21 protein-coding genes are annotated in these 22,038 nt (G+C 55.0%); 3 read left to right on the top strand and 18 right to left on the bottom strand.

The annotated features are described in order from the left end of the window. Nucleotides 1-55: 55 nt before the first annotated feature. The 8 genes from ET418_RS04155 to ET418_RS04190 form a co-directional block, all read right to left on the bottom strand. A complete protein-coding gene (locus ET418_RS04155) occupies nucleotides 56-1,726 on the bottom strand; it encodes a portal protein (RefSeq protein ID WP_149306315.1) in 1,671 nt (556 codons plus the stop codon). 181 nt (nucleotides 1,727-1,907) lie between these two features. Then, entirely contained in the window at nucleotides 1,908-2,099 is a 192-nt protein-coding gene (locus ET418_RS04160) for a hypothetical protein (protein WP_149306316.1), read from the bottom strand. A gap of 275 nt (nucleotides 2,100-2,374) precedes the next feature. Beyond that, on the bottom strand, nucleotides 2,375-2,956 hold the full coding sequence (locus tag ET418_RS04165; RefSeq protein ID WP_218043360.1) for an HNH endonuclease signature motif containing protein: 582 nt from the start codon (nucleotides 2,954-2,956) through the stop codon (nucleotides 2,375-2,377). A 191-nt stretch (nucleotides 2,957-3,147) separates the two neighbouring features. Next, nucleotides 3,148-3,774 carry a hypothetical protein gene (locus ET418_RS04170; RefSeq protein WP_149306317.1) on the bottom strand — a complete coding sequence of 209 codons (627 nt, stop codon included), beginning with the start codon at nucleotides 3,772-3,774 and terminating at the stop codon, nucleotides 3,148-3,150. 290 nt (nucleotides 3,775-4,064) lie between these two features. Next, nucleotides 4,065-4,376, bottom strand: a complete 312-nt coding sequence (locus ET418_RS04175; RefSeq protein ID WP_149306318.1) for an SH3 domain-containing protein — start codon at nucleotides 4,374-4,376, stop codon at nucleotides 4,065-4,067. A gap of 83 nt (nucleotides 4,377-4,459) precedes the next feature. After that, nucleotides 4,460-5,332 (bottom strand): hypothetical protein, encoded by an 873-nt coding sequence (locus ET418_RS04180; RefSeq protein ID WP_149306319.1) that lies wholly within the window; start codon nucleotides 5,330-5,332, stop codon nucleotides 4,460-4,462. Nucleotides 5,333-5,723: 391 nt separating this feature from the next. Beyond that, nucleotides 5,724-7,346, bottom strand: coding sequence for a methyl-accepting chemotaxis protein (locus ET418_RS04185; protein WP_149306320.1), 1,623 nt, complete (start codon nucleotides 7,344-7,346; stop codon nucleotides 5,724-5,726). A 389-nt stretch (nucleotides 7,347-7,735) separates the two neighbouring features. Further along, nucleotides 7,736-8,584, bottom strand: coding sequence for an SDR family oxidoreductase (locus tag ET418_RS04190; RefSeq protein ID WP_149306321.1), 849 nt, complete (start codon nucleotides 8,582-8,584; stop codon nucleotides 7,736-7,738). 94 nt (nucleotides 8,585-8,678) lie between these two features. Between ET418_RS04190 and ET418_RS04195 the strand changes: the two genes are divergently transcribed. Further along, entirely contained in the window at nucleotides 8,679-9,062 is a 384-nt protein-coding gene (locus ET418_RS04195; RefSeq protein WP_149306322.1) for a winged helix-turn-helix transcriptional regulator, read from the top strand. Between the two features lie 197 nt (nucleotides 9,063-9,259). Continuing rightward, on the top strand, nucleotides 9,260-9,505 hold the full coding sequence (locus ET418_RS04200; protein WP_149306323.1) for a hypothetical protein: 246 nt from the start codon (nucleotides 9,260-9,262) through the stop codon (nucleotides 9,503-9,505). A 255-nt stretch (nucleotides 9,506-9,760) separates the two neighbouring features. Here the strand turns inward: ET418_RS04200 and ET418_RS04205 are convergent, their stop codons facing one another. From ET418_RS04205 to ET418_RS04245, 8 genes are all read right to left on the bottom strand, one after another. Then, complete coding sequence (locus ET418_RS04205) at nucleotides 9,761-10,078, bottom strand: helix-turn-helix domain-containing protein (RefSeq protein ID WP_149306324.1); 318 nt, start codon at nucleotides 10,076-10,078, stop codon at nucleotides 9,761-9,763. Next, nucleotides 10,075-10,227, bottom strand: a complete 153-nt coding sequence (locus ET418_RS04210; protein WP_149306325.1) for a type II toxin-antitoxin system RelE/ParE family toxin — start codon at nucleotides 10,225-10,227, stop codon at nucleotides 10,075-10,077. Before ET418_RS04210 ends, ET418_RS04205 begins: the two co-directional genes overlap by 4 nt. Nucleotides 10,228-10,238: 11 nt before the next feature. Then, on the bottom strand, nucleotides 10,239-10,517 hold the full coding sequence (locus ET418_RS04215; RefSeq protein WP_218043361.1) for a helix-turn-helix domain-containing protein: 279 nt from the start codon (nucleotides 10,515-10,517) through the stop codon (nucleotides 10,239-10,241). 248 nt (nucleotides 10,518-10,765) lie between these two features. Then, entirely contained in the window at nucleotides 10,766-16,084 is a 5,319-nt protein-coding gene (locus ET418_RS04225; RefSeq protein ID WP_149306327.1) for an AAA domain-containing protein, read from the bottom strand. A 202-nt stretch (nucleotides 16,085-16,286) separates the two neighbouring features. Beyond that, nucleotides 16,287-16,856: a flavin reductase family protein gene (locus tag ET418_RS04230; protein WP_149306328.1), complete on the bottom strand. Its 570-nt coding sequence runs from the start codon at nucleotides 16,854-16,856 to the stop codon at nucleotides 16,287-16,289. Nucleotides 16,857-17,219: 363 nt separating this feature from the next. After that, nucleotides 17,220-17,519, bottom strand: coding sequence for a hypothetical protein (locus tag ET418_RS04235; RefSeq protein ID WP_218043370.1), 300 nt, complete (start codon nucleotides 17,517-17,519; stop codon nucleotides 17,220-17,222). A 116-nt stretch (nucleotides 17,520-17,635) separates the two neighbouring features. After that, nucleotides 17,636-18,358, bottom strand: coding sequence for a nuclease-related domain-containing protein (locus ET418_RS04240; protein ID WP_149306329.1), 723 nt, complete (start codon nucleotides 18,356-18,358; stop codon nucleotides 17,636-17,638). Nucleotides 18,359-18,430: 72 nt separating this feature from the next. After that, nucleotides 18,431-19,168 (bottom strand): DUF4197 domain-containing protein, encoded by a 738-nt coding sequence (locus ET418_RS04245; protein WP_149306330.1) that lies wholly within the window; start codon nucleotides 19,166-19,168, stop codon nucleotides 18,431-18,433. A 440-nt stretch (nucleotides 19,169-19,608) separates the two neighbouring features. Between ET418_RS04245 and ET418_RS04250 the strand changes: the two genes are divergently transcribed. After that, on the top strand, nucleotides 19,609-19,989 hold the full coding sequence (locus tag ET418_RS04250) for a hypothetical protein (RefSeq protein WP_149306331.1): 381 nt from the start codon (nucleotides 19,609-19,611) through the stop codon (nucleotides 19,987-19,989). Nucleotides 19,990-20,118: 129 nt separating this feature from the next. Here the strand turns inward: ET418_RS04250 and ET418_RS04255 are convergent, their stop codons facing one another. Further along, nucleotides 20,119-20,808 (bottom strand): aspartate/glutamate racemase family protein, encoded by a 690-nt coding sequence (locus tag ET418_RS04255; protein WP_149306332.1) that lies wholly within the window; start codon nucleotides 20,806-20,808, stop codon nucleotides 20,119-20,121. A 750-nt stretch (nucleotides 20,809-21,558) separates the two neighbouring features. After that, complete coding sequence (locus tag ET418_RS04260; RefSeq protein ID WP_149306333.1) at nucleotides 21,559-21,948, bottom strand: hypothetical protein; 390 nt, start codon at nucleotides 21,946-21,948, stop codon at nucleotides 21,559-21,561. Between the last annotated feature and the right edge of the window lie 90 nt (nucleotides 21,949-22,038).

The raw sequence follows: 22,038 nt of genomic DNA on the forward strand, positions 1-22,038 counted from the left end.
ATAAAATCGGGCGTAGGGGCGACGCCGACGGCTCGCCCTGACGTCGCCCCTACGGTTATGCCGTCCCCAGCAGACGGGCCAGGGCGTTGGTATCGCCCACGCCGGTCTCGCTCAGGGTCTTGGCCGCCTGCGCCGCATCCGCCATGGCCGGGGCGGCCGCCGCCATCTGCTGCGCCTGCTGGGCCTTGGCCTTCTGGGCCCGCAGCCCCTTCACCGCGTCGGCGGAATTGATCACGTTGGGCGGCACCCCGTGCATGCTGGCGTACTCGTCGATGGCCGCGTCGATGTTCAGCTTGTCCACGGCGCCCGCATCCATCCGGGCCAGGTTGCCGATGTACCCCGCCACCCGCTCCATATTGGCCGTGCCGATGAGCTTCTGGGCCTGGGCCATGACGCTGATGTACTCGATCTTCAACGCCTGCCCCTGCAACTCCCGGGGCGGTGTGGGGATCATCCCCCGGCGCAGCATGATGGCGAAGGTCCGGTCGATGGCCGGGTCGTACAGCTCCTCGCCGAAGCGCTCCATGGTCGGGCCGAGCACCAGCAGCTTCTCCTGGTGGCGCTCCTCCACCTCCCGGGCCGTCACGTTGGAGGCATCAGAGGTAGCGAACATCTGCATCAGGTCCTCGAAGAAGATCGTGCGGATCTCCCGCTTGATGGCTTCGATGTCGGCGCGGATCTCGCCTATGTTGGGGTTGAACTGGTAGGCCGGGCGGAGCCCCGCGTGCTGCTGAGCCCCCAAATTATCGATATAGGTCACGTCCCCCGGCAGGATGGAGGTGCGCTGGGTGCGCAACGACGCATCGGCCAGCATGGGGGGGCGCACCAGCTTGTCCAGGGCCTCGGCCTTGCGCTTCTCGCAGAATTGCAGCCCCTTCACCAGCCCCAGGGCGTCCATGCCGGGGGAATAGCCGTACACGTCGTCCCCCTCCACGTCCCAGCGCGGGGCCATGACCGGGAACTCGTCGAAGCCCGACTCCCGCAGCAGGAGGTCGTTGCTCCCCCCGGCTTCGTAGTAGATGGAGCGGAACGGCTTGTCCTTGGCGTTCATCCTGGAGCAGTCGCGCCCCTGATTCGGCTCGATGGCGTGGACGACCTCCACCGGCTGCTCGTAGGAGCCCCGGTCCCACAGGGTCTTGATGGTGTGGGAGACATGGTCGTGGCCGAACTGCTGCACCACCTGGCGCACAGTCATGGGGAATTCGCGGTACAGGGTGTCGCAGCGGAGCTTGTCGGAGAGGGCGATCATGAACGACCCCACCGGGAAGGGGTAGCAGCGGATCACGGTCTCGTCGTCCTCCAGGATCGCCAGGGCCGCCGTGCCGTGGCCCGCCGCCGCGCCGTAGATCTGGGGCATGACGTTGTAGAAGTTGGAGCGGGAGAACACGATGCGCATCTTGTTCTCCACGTCGAAGAGCCACTGCTTGACCGCGCTGGAAGCCATCATGTCCACGTCGTCCGTGGTCAGGCGGAACCAGGGGCGGGCCTGGGAGGTCATGCCGGCGTGCATGCCGGACTTGAGGGTGCGCAGGGCCGTGGTGGCGCAGGAATTGATGATCTTGTCGTTGGCCTTGACCCCTTTGTTGCGGTCGATGACCAGATAGCGGCCCGTGCGGGGGGAGAGGAAATCAGTGAGCTCCCGCCAATGGGGGATAAAGGAACTCCGCTCCTGTTTCAGCTCTCCCAGCCGCCTGGAAACCTGCTCGCGTACCGATTCTTCAGCCATGGAAATGCGCTCCTGTCGTCGCGACGGTGCTTGGTGAATTATCCCCTGCCCTTCCTCATCAAAGAGGGAGAAGAGCCGGGCGTTTTCCTCCCCTCCTGGTTCAGGAGGGGCCGGGGGTGGTAGCCGGTAACTTCTCAAACTCAACCACCCCCAACCCCCTCCTTATCAAGGAGGGGGAATTCTACTGTCCCAACAAGGTCTTACCGACCGTGGGCGCCGGTGCGGTCACCCCCTGCGCTCCGGTCAGGATCGTGTTGCTGGCCGCCTGCCTCCGGCGCAGGCGTTCCGCATCCCTGGCCGCCACCACCCCGGCATCCTGTTCTTCCGGCGCCGGGGTCACCACCGGCGCGCTGGGCGCTCCTCCTCCGCACATATTCCGCCTCCCGTGACGTGGTGTGTTTCGTATGGCCATCAAAACAAAAAAACGGGATTGCGTCCATGCCGCAACCCCGGTGTCTTTCCCCAAAAGTGCATGGGGGATGGGTGAGAGTCGAATTTTTTGTTTAGGGGATCAAGGGGGTGGTTAGGGCGGACGGTTGCTTATGTCTGTTTTTTAGAAACGCGAAAGGCGGCCGATTGGCCGCCTTGGGGAGCAATAAGGGGACAGACTGCTTATTGCCCCTCCGTCGAAACATAGAAAAAGTCTCCTTACGATTGGAGCGTCTTGTCCTCAATTACCTTTCGCACGCGCAAAGCAACTTCTTGTGCCAATTTCATATCATCATGAAGTCGGTGCATATTTAACCAATGCTCTTGCCAGAGATCGGGTGGAACAATTGAAGCAAAATCAATTGGCGTAACGTTGCCCCACTTTTCGTATGCTTCTAACCGTGTAATCCTCTCATGTAGATCAACTATCTTGCGCGTTCCGGGTGAACGCTTAGCTGGGCCCAACATCCATTGTCGCCAATGGCTTTTTCCTTTGGACTGATTGCATTTACCACATGAGGGGACAAGATTTCTTATTTCACTGATGAATCCAGTGGGCATCTGGTCAGTGACAATCGGTCTTAAGTGGTCCCATTCTGATGACTTATCCCCACAGTATGCACAACGGACATTTCCCGGTTCCATCTCAAGAATGAGCAGTGCTTGCAGTATTTCATCGTCAGTTGGCGGAATAATCGGAAGGATCGAGGAAACGAAAGCGGCGGTAATGCTCGATGACCGTGCAGAGATTGCTTTTGCAATAGCAGTGCTTGGCATCTGAAAAACGGATTGAATATTCATTTTGATTCCCTCGTTCAAGGAAGTGCATGAGGCCTCACACAGGGCAAGTCTCAAGGGTCAGATGACCAATAAGGGGACAGGCTACTTATTCGTTTTTACCTCTATCCTCCAATAAACGGCCTGTCACCTTATTGAACTTCCTACATAAAATGAAACAAGTAGACGCGACCCTTTGTATTTCTCAGACTGATTCACCTATCTGCAGTAAATTGATTAATGACGGAAGTCAAGCATCTCTCGGTCGCATCGCTCACAATTTTATGGTACTCTTTTACAAGTCCAGAATAAGGAAAAGTCCCCGACGCAGACCCGGAGCACGTTGCTTTATATTCTCGCTTCGCTCCGTCAGGCCATGTCACCTCCAGGGAATGGTTAGTAGAAAAATCATATGTATTTGTGAGTACCGGTGCCAGCACAAATAGAGTAAGTCCAGTTAAAAAACCTTTAGTAATATTCATACCCATATTCATATCAGGATTTTCTTCAATAGATATATTCAGGTCATAGTATGGAGCATTGGGTTTCTTAGAATATAATCCATAGCCTAGATCTTCAAAATAATTTGACTGTTTCAGTTTACCAACCACTCGGTTTACAAATCCATCACTAGTATTAGTGATGCTATTATTTGTTTTTACGTTAATGCTTGAAATATAGCCTAATTTGTCACTTTTATTGTTTTTAGATGCCACAGCAATATTATCCGAAAAATCAGGTGTTTTTGTCATGTTCGAAAACGAATAGCAACCGTTCAGTGCAATGACTACAAGAAAAACACCTATAAATTTTGTTACCAATGCGTACCTGCTTACAACCATACCCATTCCCCCCTTGTATTTTTTAATAAAGTCTGGTTCTTAGTCATTTCGTGAGGGCAACGCATGACCTTCCCTCTGCAATCTGAGCCGTTGCAAACTTAGTGAGCCCCCGCAATGGTCAGGTCTCCATTCCCCACAAAACCAGCAAACACCGACGCCCCAGCGCCCTACCCATCCCCTTCTACACCCCGCACCCCCTAATTTCAACGGAGGAAGCATATGGGGTCGCGTCTCCAAAATTCAAATTTGCAATCTGGAGACGCGATCCTTACAATACTCACAACAGATGGTTATTTAGGTCGCTGAATGGTAAGCCCCTGCTGCCCAGATGCAACCCATCCATGAATCCCTGCATCAGTTTCAACATGTAACGCCCAATAGTCCTTTCCGTAAGTCGTACGATTTACTTTCAGCTTTTCTCCAGGTTTTAGCGTTTTGATTAACTTTAGGCTACCGTATGCTGCATCAATTTCGCTGGCATAAAGTGGGGTCGCAGAATCGACGAAAATTTTGATTTGCTGGTCCTGATAACGATCCCATCCCCAAATGATGAGCGGAATTGCCATAGCTACAGCAATTATCACGATCAATTTCTTTCTCATGATTTCTCAATCCCACCAGCGACTATGCGTAATTCCGAAGACATACTCAATTGACCGAACTTATTAACCTGTATCGCAGTTCCTTATCTCGGATATCCCCGGAATTCCCTCCAAGCCTTTGCATCAAGAAACTCTCTTCCTTTCATACTGAGCCGGGGAAGCCCTTTGTCGATAACCACGAACTCCAGCTTCACCAATGCTCGCACACTATCCGCAGCAGAGCCCCTGGCCAGTGCCCGCACACGCGCCATCGCCTCGGAGGCATCACGGGTGGCCAACCCCTGCAACAGTGTCACCGAGGTGCTTAACTCCGCCTCTTGCATGCCGCGCCACAGCCACCTGCTGCCAAAAATTTCCCCATAGGCGCTCAAAATCAGGTGTGAAATGGACACCAAAAAGCCAAGACCTATATGGGCCCGGTCGATGTCGTCCTGGATGGTGAAGGGGTCATCCATCAAAAGCGGCCCTGCCGTCCACCCCAGGTAATAATCGTCTTTAGGCTCGTAGGCATGCCCGACACACCCCAGCATGGCCAAGGCCAGCAGCAGGTAGAACGGCCAGAACCACCCCGGATGAGTCCGGGAGAGCGGAGTTGCGTAGGACATGGCGAGGAGGCAGCAGAACAGGCCGCCCGCCGCCGCCAGCCAAGCGGTGTCGCCGTCCTGACGCCGGCATTCCTCCTTCGGCCGGAGGAAATACGAAGCGACCATGAACGCCAGGCAAAGGTTTACCCCGGTGACAAACGACAACCGGTAGCCCAGGTGGTCGATTACCGGCAAATCGACAAAGGCCAGGGCAAAGAGCAGCATGAGGATGAAGAGCACCACCGCCACCGGGGTCAGCAGTACCGTCAAGACGGCAAAAAGCTTTGCATCACTGCGTGCGCCGGCGCAGAGCTCCCGCAGTTTCGTGCGGAGCACCCAATCAACCTTCTGTTGTTCAGTTAGCTCGGTCATGTTCGGCTGATTCCTTGAGTTTTAGGCCCTCCGCAAAGGCCAGACCGCCTACTCTCCACATAACCAGCGCCCCCCCCCGCTGCCCCAGCGGACTACTGCCTCCCCTTCTACCCCACCCAACCCCGAATTTCAACGTAAAATCAAAGTGTTAATAAAATTAACACAAAACCGCCAATCCCCATATCCCCCTGTTTTCACATTAAAAAAAGGCACCCGAAACCTAGCCGGATGCCTTTCATTGCGTCATTTTGATACATAAAAAGTTTACAGGGGCACGGGATCGGGCCTGACACGTGCTTTTTGCCCCACTGAATCCTTATGGGGCCAGGTCCGCACCTGTGACAATTTCAGCCTTCCGTCACGCTCCCCGACAGAGCCCCTGTTTCCTTGCTTACAGCCTGAACTGCTGCACCAGCCGCTGCAACTCCTCTGCATTGCCCCGCAACTGCGCGGATGCCGTGGCCGATTCCTGCGCGCCGAGGGAGGTCTGCTGCACCACTGCGGTGATCTGCTGCATGTTGCTGGATATTTCGCTGGTCGTGGCGGTCTGCTGCTCGGCTGCCGTGGCGATCTGGCCGACCTGCATGGCCACGTCGTTGACCTGCTCCAGGATGTCCCGCAGCGCCTCGCCGGAACGGGCCGCTTCCATGGTGCCGGCCTCCACCTGGTTCACTCCCTGCTCCATGGCGCTCACGGCGCCTTTGGTTTCGCTCTGGATGGCCTTGATCATCTCGCCGATCTCGCGGGTGGCGCGGGTGGTACGTTCGGCCAGGGCGCGCACCTCGTCGGCAACGACCGCGAAGCCCCGCCCCTGCTCACCGGCGCGGGCCGCTTCAATGGCGGCGTTCAGGGCCAGAAGGTTGGTCTGGTCGGCAATATCCTCGATAGTGCCGATGATGGCGCCGATCTGGTCGCTGCGCGCCCCCAGGTTTTCCACGGTTCTGGCCGACTCCTGAACCTTCTCGGCGATCTGCCCCATGACTGCCACGGTCTTCTCGACCACCGCTGCGCCGTTTTCGGCCGATTGGGAGGCGCGTTGCGCCCCTTCGGCGGCAAGCTGGCAGTTCCGGGCGATATCCCCCGATGTGGCCGACATCTCTTCGCCGGCCGTGGCCACGGTGCCGACCTGAACGGCGACCTCCTCGGAGCCGCTGGCGATGCGCTCCGCGGTGGAATGCAGTTGACCGGAGGCAGCGGCAACCTGGGCCGACGTGTTGGACAGTTGACTGATGATGTTGTGCAGGTTTTCGATCATATGTTTTGCCGATTCGTTGAGTTGGCCGATTTCATCCTTGCGATCGACAACGACGGCCACCTTCAGGTCCCCGTCCGCGATGCTGCGATTGACCTGCACCGCATGGCTGAGGGGCAGGGTAATGCTGCGGGCGGTCACGAAGCCGATCAGTGCGGCGACAAGCAGCGAGATCGCGACAACGATGATGATCTCCAGTCGAGCCGACCGGTAGGTTTCCTTCACCGCATCGCCCGATTTGCTCATCTCCCTGGCCTGGAAGTCGATCATTTTGTTGAGCGAATCCAGATAGTCATTCTGGACCGGTTGAAGCTTTGTCAGCAGCAGCTTTCCGGCTTCTGCCTTGTTGTTGGCGTCAAGCAATTCGAAGATCTCATTCTGTGCGGCGTTATATGGCGTCTTGCTGTTTTTGATCGCCTGGAACAGCGCCTTGTCTTCGCCACTGTCTATCGCCTTGTCGAGCTTTTCAAAAAAGCCGGCGTTCTCTTTTTTAGCTTTCTTGATCTGTTCAAGGCCGTTTTTCAGCGTGGCAGGGTCTTCCGAGATAATGGCGTCTCTCATGAGGCGCGTTATCAGGTTGGTATTGTCCTTGATAACATGGATCGCGACCGTCTTTTGCCACCTGTTATCGGTAATGACATGCACCTTGTCGTTGATGCGGGTGAAGCCCTTCAGGGCAATCCCGCTGATCACGACCATAATCAGCAGCATCACGGAAAAACCGAGGGCCAACCGGGCACTGATCTTCAAATCTGACAGCATGCTACACACCTCCTTTTTTTGTTTCATGGGATATCATAGACATATAATATGGACGTAATAGGGATATTTATCGATTAACGAGAGCGTCGAGGGGATCGATCCTCCATCCTGCGGCATGATACGTAGAGCAAGCTCAACCTGATAAAACCTGCTTCCCCCTTCTACCTCACCCGAAACCAAATTTCAATGTAATTGCAAAACGTTAAAAATTTTAAACGGACATTTCCCTTATCCCCTTGTTTTCGCGCAAAAAAAGGCACCCGGAACCGAGCCGGATGCCTTTCATGGTGCCATTGTGGTACAAAAAACTTTTACCGCCGCCTGCTCCCTGACTTTCCCTCAAGAAGCACGCAGGGCGGCCGCCTGGCCGCCCCTCCCCTGATTCTTGCCTACAGTGCCGCCGCGACCGATGTCGCCAACGGCGTCGTGCCCCTGCCGATCAACCGGCTGAGTTGGCGGCCGTCGTCGAACAGCGCCCCCTTGGCGGCTCCGCTGTCCGAATTGGCGAGCAATTCGGCGACCACCTCCGGCAGCCCCGCCTTGAGAAGGGCATTTTTGTAGTCGGCTTCCGCCAGGTTCACATACCCGATTGCCGTGCCGGACCGGCGCGAGACCTCCGCGGCAAACTCCGTCAGGGTGTAGGCGGTGTCGCCGGCCAGTTCATAGACGCGCCCCGCCTGGTTGTCCGCGGCCAGCACGGCAGCCGCCGCTTCCGCGTAGTCGGCGCGCGCGGCGGATGAGATCAGGCCGTCGCCCGCGCAGCCGTACACGGCGCCGAGTTGCAGCGCGGCAGGCACGCCGGCCGTGTAGTTTTCGGTGTACCAGCCGTTGCGCAGCAGCGCGAACGGGATCCCGGAGGCACGGAGCAGCGCCTCGGTCTCCCGGTGTTCGTCGGCCAGCCCCAGCACCGACGTATCGGCATGCAGGACGCTGGTGTACGCCAGGAATTTCACCCCCGCCCGCTTGGCGGCGTCGATGACCGTTTTATGCTGGGCCGCGCGCTGTCCGATCTCGCTGGAAGAGATCAGGAGCAGCTTGTCCGCCCCCTTGAGCGCTCCGTCCCAGGTGGCGGGCTGGCTGTAATCCCCATGACGCACCTGCACGCCCAATGCGGCAAGATCCTTGGCCTTGTCCACATTGCGCACCGCGGCGACGATATCGGTTGCGGGTACCTTTTTCAGCAGCGCTGCGACGACCAAACGGCCCAACTGCCCGGTTGCTCCTGTGATGACGATCATGACAAACTCCCTTCAACGGTGATTGATGTATTGTATGGATTCATCATATCAGCTATAATTACTTTTAGTAAGTACGCACAAAAAGGTAAGTGCCATGACAAAAGCCAAAACCCCAAAACTCTCCGAACTGCTGCGGCGCGGGGAGATCTTTGCCGTCGAATGCCCCTCGCGGGAGATCCTCAAACACGTCACCAGCCGCTGGGGCGTGTTGGTGCTGGTGGCCCTGATGGAGGGCACGCACCGCTTCAGCGATCTGCGGCGCAAGGTGGGCGGGGTCAGCGAAAAGATGCTGGCGCAGACGCTGCAATGCCTGGAAAAGGACGGCTTCATCCACCGGGTGTCCCTGCCGGTCGTGCCGCCCCATGTGGAATATTCCCTGACGCCCATGGGAGCGGAGATCGGCCGCAAGGTGGAGTCGTTGGCCGATTGGATAGAGATCAACCTGCCGACGATTCTGGCGGCGCAGCGGGCAGGGTAACGGGGCCTGCCCCAGTGGGCGCATACCCCATATGAGGTAAGCACAGGATGATTTGCGGTGGTTACAAGCCGGGCGCAGCCGGGGCAAAAAAATTAATTCCACACATATCGGCATGTTAGCCGAACCTTCGTAGTTGGCACCGTTAATGCTATTACCTTAGGCAAGAAGCATTTAAACTCATCTGGAGGCATTATCACATGAAAAAAGTTCTCTCCACCCTCGTAGCCGCTATCGTTGCTCTGTCCTTCTCCGCCGTTGTTTTCGCTGCTGACGCTGCTGCTCCGGCTGCCGACGCTGCTGCTCCTGCTGCAACCGAGAAAAAAGAAGTGAAGAAACCGGCTAAGAAAGCAAAAAAAGCAAAGAAAGCAAAGAAAGCCGCTAAGAAAGACGCAGCTGCTCCTGCTGCTGACGCTGCTGCTCCTGCTGCTCCTGCTGCAAAGTAATTCTTCCTCCGAAGGAAGAAAAAAGGCCACACCGCAAGGTGTGGCCTTTTTTTATTCCCGCTCCGGCGTTTTGCAGCCCTCGCGGGGCCGAGTGGAGCGCAGGTTGTCCCGAATGTGTTGGAGTGGATGGTAGAGCGTCTAGTTTTAGGGATCGGGAGGGAGTTGAGAGAGGGAGCCTGCTTACATCCGCTTTCGGGAAACACGAACGGCGGCCGATTGGCCGCCTTTGCTATGTCATTACCGCTCAGGTTGCTGCTAGGCGAGCGCTTCCAACCCTTTCCGCCTGACCAGATCGAGCAGCTTCAGTGCCGGACCGCTCGGATGCTTCTCGCCGCGCTCCCACTTGCTTACCGATCCGACGGACACGTTAAGGTAGTGGGCAAAAACGGCTTGGCTTACACCGGCCCTATTCCGTGTCTCGATGATCTCATCGGGAGCAAATTCCGCAACGGGAACAAGACACGATTCATCGAACTTTCGCATCGTTCTTTGGTCAACAACCCCTATATCATGCAAATCCTGCATCGATTCATGCAGTGCCGCCAGTGCGGTACTTTTATATCTCTTTGTCATGGGTACTCCACCTCCTCCATCTTGCCATGTTGCAGCGCCGTTTCGATATGTGCGTCACTCAAACCCAGATAGAGAGAAGCAGCATCCTTATATTCGCGTTCTTCTTCCCTGGTGAGGTTTTCCTTGTCTTTTTTGGCGAAGCAGAACATGAAAACGCACCTTAGAGAAACATCCGATAATCAACATTCAGAACCTTTGCCAGCTTGCGGGCGTTTTCCTTGCCAATGGGCCGCCTGCCGTTTTCCATATCGGAGATATGGCGGCGGGGGATTTCCGCGAGTTTGGCAAGCTCTTCCTGCGTCAACCCCTCCCGCATACGATACGCTTTAACGGCAATTTGCGGCTCTTTACCGGAAAACTCGGGAAAGGCGTCCCGGTAATCGATGGTATCCTCCAGATCGGATAGTCCCAGGGACACCGCAAAACGGCGGACTTCCATTATTTTATCGGGCGGTCCCAAAAATCTTGCCGCATCCATTTTTTCAATAGGGCGCTTTCTCGTGCGTGCCAACATAGAGTACCTCCACCAACCGAATCTGTTTGTCCCGTTCTTCCCACACCGCAACGTAACAGGGCTTTCCTTTTTTAAGGTACTTCATGGGGGAGCGCCTACATTTTACATTTGTGTATAATGTAGGCGCGCCCCTTTTCTGTCCTTGAAATTTCCGTCGAATTTTCCCTATCCTATCATCCTTGCCCATTTGTGGTAAAAACCCACCCGAGCTTCAATCGTTCATTTTTGCTTCTGTACGCAATCAAGTGACCATCTCTAATCATGGCTGCAACCTGATGTTCAACTTTTCGCTCAAAAACCTTTCGTGGCGTCCCTCTCGTCAGAATGCAGCATTTTTTTAGTATAATTGTTGTTAATGCTTTGCGCACGCAGGAGTTGTTTGGTAGCGTTTTAAAGGCTTCAAGTATTAGTTTTCGCAACTCAACTGGTTTTAAATTGAGTACTTTTTGTATTGAAAGTGGACCGCCGCTAATAATTTCATCAGAGTCATCAATCTCACCCTCATCATCTGATTCCAAATCAACATCATCGATGTCCTGTGGATTGGATTCTGTACTGTCATCTATAGGCTCTTCGGCTGCTTCATTCGGAGAATTCGTGTGCTGTTCACCACCTTGAGGGTAAATCCCCCTTGCTTCAAGCATACCCCAAAGCTGTTCCAGCGCTTTTTCATTGTCTATACGGTAGTTGCTTTCCCTTACCCTGAAAAAGACCCAATTGCAGCGCTCCAGCATCCGTTGTCGTTGCATGTCATCTTCAAATTTATCTCGACCGTGCCAATGGTCACCATCGCACTCGACTGCGAGTTGCGCGCTGCCGCCTTGGACAACAAGATCAATTTTTTTACCTGCAAACTCAAATTGTGGAACCACAGTATAGCCACGACCGGCAATTTGCAGTGCAACATCTACTTCAAACCAGCTATCAAAAGGTGCTGGCGATTCTTCACGCCAACGATCAGCCACATGCGCGGCCTGTCTCAAATCTTCAACTGAGATGCCCCCTACTGTAGGAGGCGCTGTCGTATCGTAGAAGTGATTGAGTAATCGCTTACGGAGACATCTGTTGCTCAAGTCGTTGCTGGTCACAGAGTGAAACAACCACATCTGTTCTCTGGCTCTGCTTGCTGCGACGTTAAATCTTCGCGTATCCTTTTCCTGAACTAGTGCACCAATACGTTCATTGGTCGCCGCCACCATGCTCATAAAGATAACATCCCGCTCATCACCCTGGAAACTGTACGGATTGCCGCAGAGTAGTCGTCGCTCTTGCATTTCTTCCGTACCCAATTGCCTGACGAGCATATCTTCAATGACTTTTGACTGGGCATCGCCTTGTAAGACAATGACCCCCATCGTCATCCCGTCATAGCAATTGTCTTTACAGCAAGCAATTATCTGCTTAACAATCGCTTCAGCTTCAGGTCGGTTAACAATTGTTTGCCCACTTCCCTCTCTGTATCCCGAAGGAACATGCACAGCCTTGAGCGGTACCAGACGGTTCGGAGGGACTTGCTTCAATGGGATCAGAGGATCGGATGTGTAGCAAAGTTCATTACTAAAACGGATAATTTCTGGGGCACACCTGAAGTGTTCACAGAGGGTGATTTTGTTGCCAAACCGGATCTGACCATGTGCAAATAGACTGTTTTCAATGTCAAAGGAGGCGCTGTGCTTAAAATCGCTCAGGTGTGCCTTCATAAGGTTGAATACGTGCGTTCTGTCTGTGCCAACAGCTTCAGGACTGATCTGCTTCTCATCACCAACCACGATAATTTTTTTGGCAAGATAGAGTAGTGGCAATCCTTCAAAACCGCACTGTGAAGCCTCATCCACGATTACAACGTCAAAACAACCAGGTGCGGCTTCAACTGTTTCGTAGATCCTGTGAAGCGGCATTATCCAGGCAGGAACAGCCCCTTTACATTCGTTGAGGCTTCGCTGGGCATCTAGTCGATGTTTATGCGCATGTTTTCCAGTGCCTTTGCCAAGTCTACGCATAGACTGATGCCAGGAAACCAAGTGTTGTTGATGCTCTCTTGTCATTCGAGCAAAACAATGGGTCCAAGCCTTAAGCGCAGCAAGTTCTTCTAGTGCTTTGGAATATGTCAATTCATACTGTCGAATGTTTCTTTCCAGAACGCTGCCATCCTGCCTTTGGAATTTAACCATCCAGTCAGTAGCTTGACGCCATGCCCATGCTTTATCCAATTTTTCCAATTGCTGGACTGCCAACTGTTTAGAATGCGGAGAAGAAAGGGTAGAAGCAAAACGTGGGGTTTTTGATGCCAATACGTTGAGGAATTTTTTCTTTGTAACAACTCGCGCATGCTGTGTACTCAGACCTTGCAGACTGTTAACGGCCTTACAGTACCTGTCAGGATCATGGTCCTTGACCGCATGGTAGATTTCTGAACAGAGTGGATGACCGTTAGCGCGTGAGACAGCTGACATTACTCGACCATCTTCTTTCAAAACTTGTTGTTTCAATTGCTTTAGTTCAGCTTGTTCAAGTACGTTTTGACAGGTTTTTATGAGTTCCACGAGTGAATCAACATCCTCAAACTGTGGGCGAGGCAGTCCCGGTATTGCAACGACTGCTGATATTACATCCGCTCTTTTTGAGTACAAATCCAATACATTATCAAGCGCTTCTATTAACTCTTCAATTTCGGCTATCTGCATCAGCGGGTGAATCTCCGGCTGACTGGATGCCTTGCCAGCCCAAAGCGACCATATTTCAGCAAGCAAAAACTTTACGCTCAAGTAATCGATGAGATCGGGCAATAAATCCTTGTTGAGACATTCTTGGCCATTCAACCTCACCTGACGTAACATTTCACCATGTTTCTTTACCATCGGGTGTTCAAACAGACCAAACTGCTTTAGTCCGCCACCTGATGTAAAATGAGTAAGTAGGCTTTTGGCATCACCACTCAAACGCATCTGATCTATTCCAGAAGGAATTTCTACGACACATGATTGCGTTTTATCTGCCATTTTTTTGAGATTTTCAAGGCGATCAGTCGTGAGTTTGTGCAATTGTTTCCAAGGAGTGTCGAGGTCAGCTAACACGTCTTTAACTGCTCCGCCAACCCATGATTGTGATCGGCGGTTGACACTATGGATTTCTGCAACCAAGTGATTCATGGCATCATGCAGTGCGAGAATCTGCTCCCGATCTGACTTTGCAATGGCCTGCCCAGATAATGACCTTAATCTTCCCTCGCTGTCTTTCGCCAGCAATTCGTAGTCTGTAAGTTGCTGCCATAGTCCGCGCAGATACTCACAATCAGGTAGATCCTTATTAGGATCAGGAAAATATTTTGATAGCTCAACCTCCATCTCGTTGCTTATGTCTAACAACAAAACGGACAATTCGTCTATCTCAGACCTCGAAAGCGGAGCGTCATCAGTTTCCGTTATTTCATCAGTAAGCCAGTTATAAACTGGTTCATCGGTCAACAGACTGGAAGCAATTGCGGCTGCAGTTCCTGTGTAGGTTCCGCCAGCGATAGAGTGCTGAAAGGTCTCCCTTTCCCGCAAAGCAACCAGCGCATATTCAGCTTCCGCCTTAGCCTTTTTACTATCATGCAGCTTTTGCTCAAGCTCTTCCATTTTCCTGGCAGTTGCAGGGATATTACGGCTGTTTATGTTGTTCAGAATGCCGTTGACGCTGCGCTCCATCGATTCGCGTTCATCAGTCCCACTCCCGAGCATGCTGATGCACAATGGGCTAACTGCCGGCGGAATTTTTTCATGCAATACTTCCAGCGCCCGGGTAGTCTTGGCGGTTACGAGAACTCTCTGGCCGGTAGCCAGCAAATGGCAAATGAGATTCGTGATGGTCTGTGATTTGCCGGTTCCCGGTGGACCCTGAACAAGCACCCCCCGCTGTTTGTTAAATTTGTAGATTATTTGTCTCTGCTGTTCATTCGCCTGTAGCGGGAAATAGATATGATCATGTACGTAAGGTGTTTGTTCGTGAGGTGTGTCGTGCTCACAGATTTCTCCTTGTAAATCAGCGGGGTCCGCCGCCTCACAAAGATCGAGGAATTGTACTGGTATCTCCATGCCGCTCTCTACCTGACGGCGCATGTCGGCAAGAATGTTCAATAGACCTTTTTGAGACCGCTTTCGTAGAATGAGTGCGGGAGCAAATTCGATGAGTGGAACTTCGGTGGTATTGGCACCACAGGGGCGTTCAGCATCAGCATTGTAAATACCTCTGCCTTGCTCTTCGAGTGAGTTTGAAATTGACGACAGAATTGAATTGGAGGTAGTTCTATCCCAAAAATTATCTCTTAATTGTCTGCCTGCGGCCACAAGTGACGAGGCATTGGCCGGAAAACAATCTGACTCAAGCATGTCGAGTTCGACTTCTGCCTGATCACCGTCAGGCGCAGGCTTAACAACAAATCTACCAATCGCGGCCTCGAACTCAAGTGATGCCTTGGCGACTACCAAATGCCTGCGCACGGACTGCCCTTTGGGTTGCCGCCATGTCAGCAACCCCAGTCCCACGATTAATTCATACTGTTCACCAAACCGCTGCTGTTCCTGGTAAATTCCATATAGCGCTCCAAATACCTTTTGAATTTCGAGGTATTTTTTATAGATGACCACCCAAGGTTGCCATTTCTGCTGTACATAGGCGTCCCAAGAGGTTTGTACCGCAGGGTTATCGGATAGACGCTTTGTTTCAATAGTTTCGTGCTGCTCACCTGTGGCAGGATCAATAACTTTGGTAGTTATGGTAATGGATTGCTGAAGTGACGGCAGTGAATCAAATTTCCGTAACTGAGACTCAATGACCCACTGATCACAGATTTTAGGCACTGGTGGCAGTGCTGCCTCAGGCATTTTTTTTACTTCAAGCCAAATGTCATCAGGGGTGTTTTCTTCCGCTCCCCATGTCCTTGAATAACAGTTTGTTCCATTTCTTGGGATGTCTGAGAACCAAAAAATATTCTGATAATTATCGATATCTCTGACCACTACTGAATTTACTCTGGCGAGCGCGGATAGATATTCGATGACGTTGACAACGTGTGCTCGTGCTTTATCGAGTGGCGTTGGAACAGATGCAGCAACTGGGGGGGATGGTGGTTTAGGTTGTGGCACTGGTGCTGTATCTGGCTGTGGCTGTGCAGTGGAAGACAGAGCAACTGGCTGTTGTTGTGATTCAGAAGGTGACGCTGCTACATATGGCTCAGATTCCGACTGTAGCATAGTTGGTGACACTGACTGTAGCTCTAGTTGAAATTGTGGCATGGAGGTTGTTGGTTTTGGTGTGTTCGATGAAAATGGTGTTGACAGTCTGCATTTATCAATTGCAGTAGCAATTTCTTCACGCAAGTGCATTGCTTTAGGTTTATCTCTGTGCTGAAGTTCCAATAATAAATCCTTCAATACAGCCATTTTGTTAACATTTATATTATAAAGTTCTTCTATTTCTGCTGTAGATTTATCGAAATATGGCCTCGACTGCATAACGATAAGAGCCCCTTTAGGCTTTATTTAAAACTTTTACGCATTAGACTCAGCGATTAAGGAACAATTACCACGCAAATTGAATATACGTGGTACCTTGGTGACACAAAGGAAAGCCCATAGGGGTTACGTCCGCAATTTTCAAATTTACAACACAACCACATAAGCTTTGAACCCTGCCCAGACTACATCTCCCCCACCCTCACATAAACTTCCGCCCGACCGAGTAAGCCTTCCCGAGCAGCGGCCCGACGGCATGATACCCCTTGTGGGCGGTATCGTAGATGAGCGGCTGCAGCTTGAGGATGTCGGGGAGACCGTCTTCGCCCAAGGTATCCCGGTCCGCCTTCACATCGATAATCTCGCCGACAAACTGGGTGTGTATCCCCAGATCGAAGGTATGCACCAGCCGGCACTCCAGGACAAGCGGGTACTCCTCCGCATAGGGGGCATCCACCACGTCGCTCCTCACCACGGTCAACCCGGTCACGCCGAACTTGTCCGCGCTGCGCCCCGAGGCCATCCCGGCATAGTCGGCTTCCGCCATGTACGCCCCGTTGGCAATCCCCACGGTGAACGCCTTGCGCTCCACAATACTGTCGTAGGAGTGCCGGGACTTGCGCAGGGATACGGCGATGCAGGGGGGCTCGGAACAGCACACGCCGCCCCACGCGGCGGTCATGATGTTCGGCTTGCCTGCCTTGTCATAGGTTCCGACCATGAGTACGGGGGTGGGAAAAAGCAGTGTCTTTGCGCCAAGTGATTGTTTCATAGTATCTCCAGTGTGATGACGCCCCGCAAGGGGCTGGTTTTCATTCGACAGAGAATGGGGGAGTACCGACGCACTCCCTTTACACGTTCTACCCCACGGAAAATCGAATTTCAATTAAAAACCAACGTGTTAATCTTATTAACATTTCAGGGTCAGTGCCCCTATTCCCCTGTTTTCACATTAAAAAAGGCACCCGAAACCTGCCCGGATGCCTTCGATTGCATCATTTTGATACATAAATATGTTTTCACGAGGGCGGCAGCCCAAGGCTCCATACGAGCCCTCCGGTCCGCGCCCCGCTTCCCTGCCATCCCTCGCCATCCTCCTGCCCGGCACCGGCGTTGTCAACCGCAGACCACACTCTTAACGCCTGCCACCGCCACGGAACCCGCCACCGCGAACGAAACCGCCGCCACGGAATCCGCCGTCGCCGCCGCGGAAGTAGCCCCTGCCGTAGAAAACGTCCCGGCCATGGAAGCCGCGCCCGCCGTGGCCACCGGTAATGAACACGAAGTCCGAGCCCCAATAGCCGTAGGGATACGGGCCGTAATAGTCGCCGTAATAGCCGTAATAGGGATGATAATAGGCGCCATCGTACACCGGGACGGCAACACAGCCCGTCACCAGGAGCGAGACGGCGATCAGAAGCAGTAGCCTTTTCATGTGGCACCTCCTTCGATGCCGGGTTCTTCCCCCCTTACTCTATAAGACGTTTCTTCCCGCTCTTTTGTTACAAAAATCCGCTGAAAAGGCGCCCCCGGAGAGCCCGGCGGCGGGCATCAACCGACCAAGGCGGCGATGGCCCGGATGGATTGCGCGATGTGGCTTTCCCGGGGTGATTGGTCCGGCCGGTGGGCAAGGAGGAACGCCGTCAGGTCCGTTGACGGGATAATGGGAATGCCCCCGCCGTCGACCCGCTCCAGGCTGTTGTCGCGGGACAGGGCGACCGCGCCGGTCACCCAGACGCGCACCCCGTGGTCCTTCAGATAGGCCGAGAGCAGGTGTACCTGCTGCCGCACCTGCTTGATGGGATTGCGCACCGTATCGCGGTACGCCGTGCCGCCCCGCCCGACCTTGTGGATGGTCCAGCGGCGGTCGTCAGGGCCGCCTTCCAGCACGCCGTTATGGCTTTTGGATTCGACCACGAAAACGCCGTTGGGACCGCAGACGATGAAATCCAGCTCCCGTTCGCCCGTTGACGACCGGGGGTCCGGGAGACAGACCTGATAGAAGATGGTGTAGGTGTCGGGGAGTTGTTTCAGGATGCCGAGGGAATAGTTCTCGCCGGCGGCACCGGATACCCTGGAGCGATCCCGGTATCCGGCGGCCAGCAGGAGGATGCCCACCATCCCGAACCAGAGGAGAACCCCTGCGGGATACAGCGCCGAGGCCGCGAGCGCCAGGGGGAGGCCGATATATGCCACGTATTTTCGCCGTCTGCTACAGTCGCGGGCAAGCTCTTGGGTGATCCGGTTTTCCCGCACGTAGTCGGTGTTTGCCACTAGTTACTCCAGAGGGTATCGGGGGGGGCATGTTACCCTTTCATGTCGCCGCAACGCAACAACCGCTCGCCCCTACCTCCCGAACACCTTCTTCAGCAACTCGGTCCCCCGCGCCGCCGGGTTGGTCCTGATCTTCTTCTCTTCCTCGCCCAGCATGGTGAAGAGGCCGTCCACCGCCTTGGTGGCGACGTAGTGGTCCAGATCGAACCCACCGACCGTCGCCCCGGCAAAGGGGATGGACTCCACCTTGCCCATCATCTGGTTGTAGCTGCGGGCCACGCCCACATCCTTCATGCTCGACGCGACCACCGGCTTGAACGCGCCATAGATCCGGTCGCCGGTCTTCTGCCGGAAATAGTCGGTCGCCGAGGTGTTACCCCCCTGGAGGATCTTCCGGGCGTCGTCGAAGGTCATCTCCTTGAGCGCGGAGACGAAATACTCCGTGGCCTTGGGCGCCGCCTGTTCCGCGGCCCGGTTCATGCTGAGGACGAAGTCGTCCACCTGGGCCTGGAACCCGAACTTGCCCAGCAGGTCGGTGGCGGTGCGGATCTTCTCGGGCACGAGGATCTTGATCGCGGCGTTGTTGAAGTAACCGTCCCGCTGCCCCACCGCCGTGACCGCCTTGGTCGTGCCGGTGGCAAGCGCCTCCTTCAGCCCCCTGACGATGGTGGAATCGTCCAGGCCTGCGCCGGAGGAGCCGGAAAGCCCCAACCCGTGGGTCAGATCGTCGAAGAAGCCGCCATGGGCGGCCAGGGGGGATATGCAGAGGAGCAGGACCAGGAATAGTGCGGATACATGCAGGCGTTTCATAGTGCCTCCCAGGTGTGGTTCGGGGTCGCGAAAGGTCGGACTGAACTATTGTACCATCCAGCCCCGCACCTTTCCAGTTTTCAAAGGATTATCCGCGGCCGGCCCGTGGCGGCAGGCCGACGAGGCGGTGCCCCCCCGTGCGCCTGCCGGCGCATTACATGAACAAAAAAACATGAAAAATTATTAAAAAATGCGTGCGCTCAACATTAAAAAATCCTTTTTTGTAAAATAACCCGACGGGTGTGGCGGCGTGTCGGATCCCGGGCAAAAATCAACCTGCCGCATTCATTATGGATTGCCGGACCAGCCCTGATTGCCCTGTTCCACCTTCTTTACACCTCGCGGAGCCCAACGGCCAACATAGCGATATTATGCAGCATAATTTCAGGCACACAAATTGATATCCAGTGAATCGAGCCTGGGAAAGGAGGTGAAACATTATGAAAAGGCTAGTGATCGCATTACTGTTGGCTATGGTGACCGCCACAGGCGGTTGGGCATTCACCCGTGCCGGGCTTGACGCCTTTGGCCAGCCGAACGTTAACGGGCCGAATCTGCAGGGCCCCGCGGCAGTGGGCGGCCTGCGATACGGCATCACCCCGGCCGGGGATACCTCCGCGACATTCACATTAAACGGACCGGGCAGTTTTGCCGGCGATCTTGGCAGCCTGTTTACCAATGTGAGCTTCCAGTACGGCACGGATTCCAGCGAACCCAACAGCGCGCCTCCCCCTCCGGTACCGGAGCAGGTCACGATTCTGCTCCTGGGCGGCGGGTTGTTCTGCCTGGCGGTTTTCGGGAAAAGGCGCATGAACCATTAAGCGAGCCGCGGCTGAAAGAGTTCGCAGCGCAGATGACCGCGCCATCCCACGGGGCCGGGTTTTGAATGGTACGCACCATTCGGAACCCGGCCCGCTCTCTGTGCCCTCGCCCCGGGGAACGGGAACGCCCTACCCCCGCGCGTAATCCACAATGCCCTCCACATGGATGGCGGTCGTGTTCAGGAGCGGGATGCCCGATGGGCTCTGTTCCAGGATCAGCGGCAGCTCGGTGCAGCCGAGGATCACCCCGTCGATCCCCTCCCGGGCGGCCATGCGCCCGATAACCGCCAAAAGCCCCTCACGGGTCTCGTCCCGGATGATCCCCAGCTCGATCTCGGACATCAGCTTTTCGTGGATATACCCCTGGTCGGCCGCCGCAGGCACGACGACCGAGATCCCCTGGTCGGCAAACGGCGGGGCAAAGAAGTTGGCCTGCATCGTAAAAAGCGTCCCCAGGAGGCCGACCCGCCGCAACCCCGCGGCCCGTGCCGCGTCAAGGGTCGCGGTGACGATGCTCACCAGGGGGATGGGCGCTTGCGCCCGGACCCGGTCGAAGACGATATGGGGCGTATTGGCCGAGATCGCGGCGAAATCAGCGCCGGCCCGGTGCAGCGCCTCGATCCGCGCCACCAGGAGAGCGGTCAGGAGATCCCACTCCTGCCGGGCGACCAGACCAAGCACCTCCTCGATATCGACGCTGTAGACGATAATCTCCGGGGCCGCCAGGCTTCCTGCGGACCGGAGCGCCTCGATGATCCGTTTATAGTAGTCGATGGTCGATTCCGGGCCGAGCCCGCCGATAATACCGATCTTTTTCATGGCACACCCCTGTTTTTCCGTAGCATCCCCAGCCCCGGCCGAACCGTTTTTCCTCTCCCGCACACCATCCCGGCGGCGGTGCGGGTCAACTATCCGGGTTTATTCTTCTATCTCCGAACGGTCATTTTTTATGGGTGTTGGGGTGTTTTTTCCTTGACAGCCCCCCTGCCAAAAAATCCGGCAAAGTAACCGGAGCGTCACAAAATCAACACCTTACCACACTACTCCCCAAGCTTTTCCACAGGCGGCTGGGGAAAGCCTGTCCCGGAAGAACGATACGGGGTCACCCCGGGACAAGGAGCCATTTTCCTCTCCATCCCCCAGCCCGTTCGGCCCCCGGGCCATTCCCGGCAGCCGTCCCGCCAACCACGCAAAAATACACGCATTTCGCGAGAACTACCGTCCGTCTTACCCCACAAAATACCCAGTTCAACCGCAATTCCGCTATGTTAAAATTATTACCACATTCCCCTGATCCGTTAAAAAAAGTAACAAACAGCGATTATTCAGTCAACCACCCGATTTTGCACGAGAAAAGGCACACGGACCGCCTCCGTGTGCCCCCGTTTGTCCCATTATGATACAGGGGTCCCACTATCCGTGTTTGGAACAACGCCGGCACCATCTGCTCATTGGGTTTGCAACGGCAGGGAATGGCGGGGAGGAACATGGGTGATGGTTTCCTGTGACGTGGGGGTCCCATGGGCCCCGGAGGCCCCATGCAGCACGGATGATCCCGGATGCCCGCCCTTAGCGCACGGTCTGGCCGATCAATTCTTCCTTGACGCCGTCGTCGATGTAGCTTTCCTCGATCGCTTCCCGCACCCAGGATTCCTTGCAGCGGGCGAGCACCCGCGCGACCCCTTCGGCAACCGAGGGGATGTTGTTCCACAGGGCGTTGCGCAGCGAGCGCAGTTCATTCCCATCGGCCGGCCTGCCGGCGGCCAGTTCGCGGCACCGCCCGCACAGCAGGGCCAGGGTGTCCATGTTGGGCTCGATCTCCGGCTTGTAGTCCCAAACCCGCAGATCGGCCTTGCCGCCGCACCATTCGCATTTGAAACCGGCCCGCTTGCCGATGGACTTGCCGAAGACGGCGATAGTTTCCTCACGTACCTTGTGGGCCTGATACCCCTTTGCCATGGTTGCCTCGCGTGAAAGTAGGGAGCGCCGCGCCGCCGGGAATCCGGCGGCGTTCCCGGAATCCGGGCGCAAAAAAGCCGGGCCGCGCAC

The organism is Oryzomonas rubra (assembly GCF_008369015.1).
In the GTDB taxonomy this organism is placed as follows: Bacteria; Desulfobacterota; Desulfuromonadia; order Geobacterales; family Pseudopelobacteraceae; genus Oryzomonas; species Oryzomonas japonica.

Bases quoted from the DNA above. Each gene is read 5' to 3' on its own strand.
- ET418_RS04260 (WP_149306333.1), bottom strand. From the start codon at position 21,948: ATGGCAAAGGGGTATCAGGCCCACAAGGTACGTGAGGAAACTATCGCC.
- ET418_RS04230 (WP_149306328.1), bottom strand. From the start codon at position 16,856: ATGAAACAATCACTTGGCGCAAAGACACTGCTTTTTCCCACCCCCGTA.
- ET418_RS04190 (WP_149306321.1), bottom strand. From the start codon at position 8,584: ATGATCGTCATCACAGGAGCAACCGGGCAGTTGGGCCGTTTGGTCGTC.
- ET418_RS04210 (WP_149306325.1), bottom strand. From the start codon at position 10,227: ATGTTCTGCTTCGCCAAAAAAGACAAGGAAAACCTCACCAGGGAAGAA.
- ET418_RS04175 (WP_149306318.1), bottom strand. From the start codon at position 4,376: ATGAGAAAGAAATTGATCGTGATAATTGCTGTAGCTATGGCAATTCCG.
- ET418_RS04160 (WP_149306316.1), bottom strand. From the start codon at position 2,099: ATGTGCGGAGGAGGAGCGCCCAGCGCGCCGGTGGTGACCCCGGCGCCG.
- ET418_RS04205 (WP_149306324.1), bottom strand. From the start codon at position 10,078: ATGACAAAGAGATATAAAAGTACCGCACTGGCGGCACTGCATGAATCG.
- ET418_RS04155 (WP_149306315.1), bottom strand. From the start codon at position 1,726: ATGGCTGAAGAATCGGTACGCGAGCAGGTTTCCAGGCGGCTGGGAGAG.
- ET418_RS04165 (WP_218043360.1), bottom strand. From the start codon at position 2,956: ATGAATATTCAATCCGTTTTTCAGATGCCAAGCACTGCTATTGCAAAA.
- ET418_RS04250 (WP_149306331.1), top strand. From the start codon at position 19,609: ATGAAAAGGCTAGTGATCGCATTACTGTTGGCTATGGTGACCGCCACA.
- ET418_RS04235 (WP_218043370.1), bottom strand. From the start codon at position 17,519: ATGAAAAGGCTACTGCTTCTGATCGCCGTCTCGCTCCTGGTGACGGGC.
- ET418_RS04225 (WP_149306327.1), bottom strand. From the start codon at position 16,084: ATGCAGTCGAGGCCATATTTCGATAAATCTACAGCAGAAATAGAAGAA.
- ET418_RS04170 (WP_149306317.1), bottom strand. From the start codon at position 3,774: ATGGTTGTAAGCAGGTACGCATTGGTAACAAAATTTATAGGTGTTTTT.
- ET418_RS04245 (WP_149306330.1), bottom strand. From the start codon at position 19,168: ATGAAACGCCTGCATGTATCCGCACTATTCCTGGTCCTGCTCCTCTGC.
- ET418_RS04180 (WP_149306319.1), bottom strand. From the start codon at position 5,332: ATGACCGAGCTAACTGAACAACAGAAGGTTGATTGGGTGCTCCGCACG.
- ET418_RS04200 (WP_149306323.1), top strand. From the start codon at position 9,260: ATGAAAAAAGTTCTCTCCACCCTCGTAGCCGCTATCGTTGCTCTGTCC.
- ET418_RS04255 (WP_149306332.1), bottom strand. From the start codon at position 20,808: ATGAAAAAGATCGGTATTATCGGCGGGCTCGGCCCGGAATCGACCATC.
- ET418_RS04195 (WP_149306322.1), top strand. From the start codon at position 8,679: ATGACAAAAGCCAAAACCCCAAAACTCTCCGAACTGCTGCGGCGCGGG.
- ET418_RS04215 (WP_218043361.1), bottom strand. From the start codon at position 10,517: ATGGAAGTCCGCCGTTTTGCGGTGTCCCTGGGACTATCCGATCTGGAG.
- ET418_RS04185 (WP_149306320.1), bottom strand. From the start codon at position 7,346: ATGCTGTCAGATTTGAAGATCAGTGCCCGGTTGGCCCTCGGTTTTTCC.